The organism is Roseibium sp. (assembly GCF_025698965.1).
GTDB lineage: Bacteria > Pseudomonadota > Alphaproteobacteria > Rhizobiales > Stappiaceae > Roseibium.
Map to the genome: position 1 here is coordinate 1 of NZ_JAILWL010000441.1, position 5,567 is coordinate 5,567.

Annotated in this window: 6 protein-coding genes; 3 read left to right on the top strand and 3 right to left on the bottom strand. The window is 54.7% G+C overall.

Annotation, left to right across the window (positions count from 1 at the left end; all coding sequences use genetic code 11):
- Positions 1–296, bottom strand: a 296-nt coding sequence (locus K5905_RS26405) for a hypothetical protein (protein ID WP_297589788.1), incomplete at its 3' end; no start/stop codon positions are given.
- A 207-nt stretch (positions 297–503) separates the two neighbouring features.
- Between K5905_RS26405 and bcp the strand changes: the two genes are divergently transcribed.
- The 3 genes from bcp (at position 504) to K5905_RS26420 (ending at position 3,286) form a co-directional block, all read left to right on the top strand.
- Positions 504–971, top strand: a complete 468-nt coding sequence (bcp, locus tag K5905_RS26410; protein WP_297589791.1) for a thioredoxin-dependent thiol peroxidase — start codon at positions 504–506, stop codon at positions 969–971.
- A gap of 35 nt (positions 972–1,006) precedes the next feature.
- The gene (locus tag K5905_RS26415) at positions 1,007–1,843 is read left to right on the top strand and encodes a ferritin-like domain-containing protein (RefSeq protein ID WP_297589793.1); all 837 of its coding nucleotides are present in this window, start codon (positions 1,007–1,009) and stop codon (positions 1,841–1,843) included.
- 90 nt (positions 1,844–1,933) lie between these two features.
- Positions 1,934–3,286 carry a M23 family metallopeptidase gene (locus tag K5905_RS26420; protein WP_297589796.1) on the top strand — a complete coding sequence of 451 codons (1,353 nt, stop codon included), beginning with the start codon at positions 1,934–1,936 and terminating at the stop codon, positions 3,284–3,286.
- Positions 3,287–3,344: 58 nt separating this feature from the next.
- On the opposite strand, the gene prfB is transcribed toward K5905_RS26420, so the two are convergent.
- Positions 3,345–4,476 (bottom strand): peptide chain release factor 2 gene (gene prfB / locus K5905_RS26425; RefSeq protein WP_297589799.1). Its coding sequence is split into 2 segments (ribosomal slippage): positions 3,345–4,406 and positions 4,408–4,476, totalling 1,131 coding nucleotides; the frame shifts between segments, so codons are not numbered across the junction.
- 153 nt (positions 4,477–4,629) lie between these two features.
- A partial coding sequence (locus K5905_RS26430; protein ID WP_297589801.1) for a penicillin-binding transpeptidase domain-containing protein occupies positions 4,630–5,567 on the bottom strand: 938 nt, incomplete at its 5' end.

Here is a 5,567-nt window from a genome sequence, read left to right on the forward strand (position 1 = left end):
CTCACAGGAGAAGCGCCCTTGATGTCTGCCCGCGCATCCTCAAGAATGATGTTAATTCCGGCGGCAGCAGTAAAATCGACACTGGCGCGTGCGACCGAGAGTTCCACCGGTCCTCGCGTCCCCTGATAAGCGAGCAGACTGCCAAGCATGGGAATGCGGACCGGCCCACTCGCAAACAGAGCCAGCAGTCCTGCCAGCAGACATACAAGAAACACCAGTACAAAGTATCTCAGGCGAAAACGCCTCGACTTTTTGTCCTTGGCCTTTCTCGGTTCTGCTCCGCCGGGTTTATGCAATTAAATCAGTCCATTCTTCCGCCTGAATGCTCTAAGACAGGCTATATGGTTTTCCGGGACTAGTCGTCGTGTTTGTTTCACGCAGCGTTGAACGAGTCGCGGTGCGACCTATGATACGTCGAAAGCTGCGGTAAAAGCGACAGCTGCACGTGGCGAAGCGGTCGGCAAAGGGCATTAACGCACAAACTTTGACAGAAGGAAGGCAAGATGAACGAATTGGCCATTGGTGATGCGGCACCGGAATTTGATCTGGAGAGCGACGGCGGAGGAAGAGTGTCGCTTGAGGCTTTAAAGGGAAGCCCTGTGGTCGTGTATTTTTACCCCAAGGACAACACACCCGGCTGCACCAAAGAAGCCATTGCATTTTCAGAATTGATTGCAGAGTTCCAAAAACTCGGCGTGACGATCATCGGTTTGTCGCCTGATAGCGCAAAGAAACACGATAATTTCGTTGCGAAACACAATCTCACCGTTCGTCTTGGGGCAGATACCGAAACAAAAGTGGCGCAAGCATATGGGGTCTGGGTGGAAAAATCCATGTATGGCAAAAAGTACATGGGTGTGGAACGGTCAACCTTTCTGGTGGACGCAGAAGGGAAAATTGCGCAGATCTGGCGCAAAGTGAAAGTACCCGGTCATGCTGAAGCTGTGCTTGAGGCTGTCAGCAAACTATAGCCCCAACACCGACGACCGAGCTGAAGTGTTCAAAAATGCCCTCCGCCTCTATATCTCCCTTGCCAACAAGTCTTGTGTCAGGAGCACGTGCCATAGTTTCAACTCCGGACACTTCGGAGAAGGTTCGATTGGCATTTGCCATCTCCAAAGCCTGGTTTCAACGGGATCTTGCGTTGGGCTCTCCGTCGAAGGACGGCCAGATGCCGGACCGTCCCGGCCGGCCTGGCAAACCGTTGCTTCTGGCCCCGAGGGACATGCCTAAACGCAGTCTCACCGGAAAGGCAGGCCGACTCGCGCTGATACACTCCCTTGCCCACATTGAATTGAATGCCGTGGATCTGACCTGGGATCTTGTTGGCCGCTTTGCCCATGTTCGCTTGCCCCGCTCATACTACGACGACTGGGTCAGGGTCGGTCTGGAGGAAGCCAAACACTTTTCGATGCTGCAGGATCGGCTTGCCAAACTGGATGCAGCGTATGGTGATATGCCCGCCCATGACGGTCTCTGGCAAGCTGCACAGGATACAGGGCATGATCTGGCGGCACGGTTGGCAATCATCCCCCTTGTCCTTGAGGCGCGCGGATTGGACATAACTCCGCCGATGATTGAAAAGGCCCGCCAGATCGGCGACGCCGACACAGTCAAGTGCCTTGAAATCATCTATCGGGATGAAAAGAATCACGTGGCGTTTGGCGCCAAATGGTTCCGGTTTTTGTGTGATCGACAGAGAATCAGGCCAGAACCAGCCTTTCAAGACTACGTGCGCCGCCACTTCAGAGGTGCATTGAAACCGCCCTTTAATGATCGGGCACGCTCCGAAGCTGGCTTAACCCCTGGTTTTTACAAGCCTCTCGCGCGTCTTACCGGTTAATTTCAGGCTCCATGAAGACGATTTATTAACCTTACCAAATTCTAATCATACTCAGTTAATTCGCAGAATGCAGGCAGCGACTGAGTGAACATGCAACAGCGCCAAAACAAGACGCGTATTCGCCAAACCTCCAAGACATCGCCGCACCATTCGGCCTTGGGTAGAGGCGAACAGACGACGACTTATAACGTCCGGCCCATGCACCTGATTTGCGGCGCCCTCGCCTGCATATCGGCAACCCTGGCTGTCTCAGGTACTATTGGCTACTACATGCTTCGCAATGACATTATTGCGGAAGCCAGCGCCGAAAAAACCGAGCTGGTACTGGAGTACCAGGACCATATCGATCGTCTCCGAACCGAAATTGAAAACCTGACAAGCCGCCAGATCGTTGATCGTGAAACGGTCGAAATACAGGTCATGGACGTTCTGCGCAGACAGCAGGATCTCAATCAGCGGCACGCGATCGTCGCTGACCTTGTGGCACGAGCGGAAAGCGTTGGCATCTACCTGAGCGGTGATCAACCTACGCCACAGCAAAAACCTTCCATTGATGCCAGAAACCTTGCCTCCCATGATTCGGACGACAAATCTGCAATTGGCGGCGAAAGCGAGTTGATCGATGAACCGGTCAAGGCTCTGGGTCTAAGAGATGGTTCCAGCAAAACATTCGATCCCTTGTCCGTTTTACAGAATCCGGATGTTCACGAAAACGGCTCGACTGAGGACTTAAAAAAAAACTCTGAAAAGAACGCCGCATTAGACGCTGTCAAAAGCGACATCAGTGCAATGGATGTTGAAAGCACGGTCGCGGTCGATGCCATTACCGTTGCCACGGAAAGCCGTATAGAGGAAATCCTCGGGGTAACGCTTAAGGTCATGCCGGCCTTGAATGCCGCCTTGCTGAAAAAGGCTTCCATCGGCGGCCCGTTTCATCCAATTTCTACTGAAACCTTTCCCGATCGCATCAGGCGCGCAGACAGCGCTCTGAAAACACTTCGCCGGGTGAAGTTTGCCGCATTGCGCTTGCCGATCAAGCGGCCCGTCCGAAACGGGTCTGTCTCGAGCAGCTACGGCCCGCGTGTCGACCCCTTCTTGAAACGTCTCGCGATGCACACGGGTATCGATTTCAAAGCACCTTACGGATCCCGGGTCTATGCAACAGCACCCGGCACGGTCATAAGCGCCGGACGTAATGGCGGCTACGGCAAGATGATCGAAATTCGACATGCCAACGGTTTTGTGACCCGCTATGCACACCTGAGCCGAATTCAGATCAGTGAAGGAGATCACGTGCTCGCTGGCGACCTGATCGGCAATGTAGGCTCAACAGGCCGCTCGACCGGCCCGCATCTCCATTATGAGATCCGAAGGAAAGACAAGCCCAGGAATCCGGCAGCTTTCTTGTCAGCCGGAGAAAAACTGACAGCCTTGTCACTCTAAACAAAACGGGGCCTCTCGGCCCCGTCAGTCATTTCACAGTACTGAAAAACAGTCGTGCTTACTCAATATCCTCGACTTCAACGTCGTCACCGCCAAAGACACGTTGCGCGAGCGCTGCTTCCATGAACTTGTCGAGCCCCCCATCCAGGACATCGCCAGGCGACGTGCTTTCAACACCCGTACGCAGATCCTTGACGAGCTGATAAGGTTGCAAGACATAAGACCGGATCTGATGGCCCCAACCAATATCGGTCTTTGAGGCCGCTTCGGCATTGGCAGCTTCTTCACGCTTTTTGAGTTCAGCCTCATAAAGACGCGCCTTCAACATGCCCCAGGCCGTCGCCCGGTTCTTGTGCTGCGAGCGTTCCGACTGACATTGCACGACAATCCCGGTCGGCTGGTGAGTAATGCGGACAGCCGAATCGGTCGTATTGACGTGCTGGCCTCCCGCTCCGGAGGCCCGGTACGTGTCGATCCGACAATCACTCTCGTTGATGTCGATATCAATGGAATCATCGATCACCGGATAGACCCACGCACTCGAAAAACTCGTATGACGACGAGCGTTGCTGTCATAGGGCGAAATACGCACCAGGCGGTGAACACCGGATTCGGTCTTCAGCCAGCCATAGGCATTTTCACCCTTGATCAACAGCGTCGCGGACTTGATGCCCGCCTCTTCGCCATCGTGATATTCAAGCACTTCAACCTTGAAGCCACGCTTTTCGGCCCAACGGCGGTACATGCGCAGCAGCATGGATGCCCAGTCCTGGCTTTCCGTACCGCCTGCACCGGAATTGATCTCAAGGTAAGTGTCGTTTCCGTCCGCCTCACCCGAGAGCAGAGAGTTGAGCTGAAGCTGATTGACCTTCTCTTTGAGGCCGCGCAAAGCGTCTTCGGCATCAGCAACAACGGAGGCATCATCCTCCATTTCGCCAAGTTCGATCAGCTCGATGTTGTCGGACAGATCCTGTTCAAGCCTTTTGACACCGTTTATCCCGTCATCAAGCTGCTGACGTTCACGCATGAGTTTTTGCGCTTTCGTCGGATCATTCCACAATTCCGGATCTTCAGAGAGGGCATTCAGTTCTTCCAGCCGGACAAGAGCCTGATCCCAGTCAAAGATGCCTCCTCAGCAGGCTTATGGCCTGCTTGATTTCATCGACGATCGCTTCCATTTCGGCGCGCATCGGATACCTCTCTCAAATAATGCGAAGCGGCCCGGGCTCGTATTCGAGTGACCGGGCCGTGAATTGGAGCGGGACCTTAGCCGGGCCCGCAATCAGTGTAAACCATGTTAATGGCGATGGATTGCACTCCGGCCGTGGCAGTGTCAAAGACGGTCAGTAAAGACCGCCTGTACCCGCGGTGACAGCATCTTGAGCTTCAGGCGAGACAGAGTGTGAAACGCCCAGAGACCCCTGAAAATCGATGATCGAATAGCTGTCGTTAGGCGCCATTCCCGGCTTGAAAGCTTCAAGAATTGCACCAGGTGTCCCGGCAGCGGCTCGAAGCCCTGTACGTCGGTTGATGGCAATCAGCTGCAGGCCGCGCGGCACGCGGAACTCCACCGGAGGTTTGTCCGCCAGCGCTTTCTTGACGAAGTCGGTGAAAATCGGTGCTGCCACCTGACCACCCGTTGCTCCGCGCCCCATTGGCTTCGGATTGTCATACCCGACAAAAACTCCAACCGCGAGATCAGGGGTAAAGCCCATGAACCAGGCGTCTTTTTCATCGTTTGTGGTACCGGTTTTACCGGCAACCGGACGACCGACAGCCCGGACCGAGGTCGCTGTACCACGTTGGACAACCCCTTCCATCATGGATGTGATCTGATAGGCGGTCATCGGGTCCAGAACCTGTTCGCGGTCATCAATCAGGGTGGGTTCACCCTGCCCTTCCCAGACATCCTGCGTGCAGCCATCGCAAATACGGCTGTCATGCTTGTAGATCGTACGGCCATACCGGTCCTGAATCCGGTCGATAAGGGTCGGACGCACTTTCCGTCCACCATTGGCAATCGTCGCATATGCGGTGGTCAATCTCAGAACAGTGGTTTCCCCGGCCCCGAGAGACATGGAAAGCACCGGCAGCATATTGTCATAGATACCGAACCGCTTCGCATATTCGGCCACAAGCGGCATGCCCATGTCCTGCGCCAGTCGCACTGTCATGACGTTACGCGACAGCTCCACCCCTGTGCGCAGCGTTGACGGACCGTAAAATTTGCCACCATAGTTCTGCGGTCTCCAGGTACCGAGTCCCGGTCCCTGGCTGATTT

Coding starts and splice junctions, on each gene's coding strand:
- K5905_RS26420 (WP_297589796.1), top strand. CDS start 1,934: ATGCAACAGCGCCAAAACAAGACGCGTATTCGCCAAACCTCCAAGACA.
- bcp (WP_297589791.1), top strand. CDS start 504: ATGAACGAATTGGCCATTGGTGATGCGGCACCGGAATTTGATCTGGAG.
- K5905_RS26415 (WP_297589793.1), top strand. CDS start 1,007: ATGCCCTCCGCCTCTATATCTCCCTTGCCAACAAGTCTTGTGTCAGGA.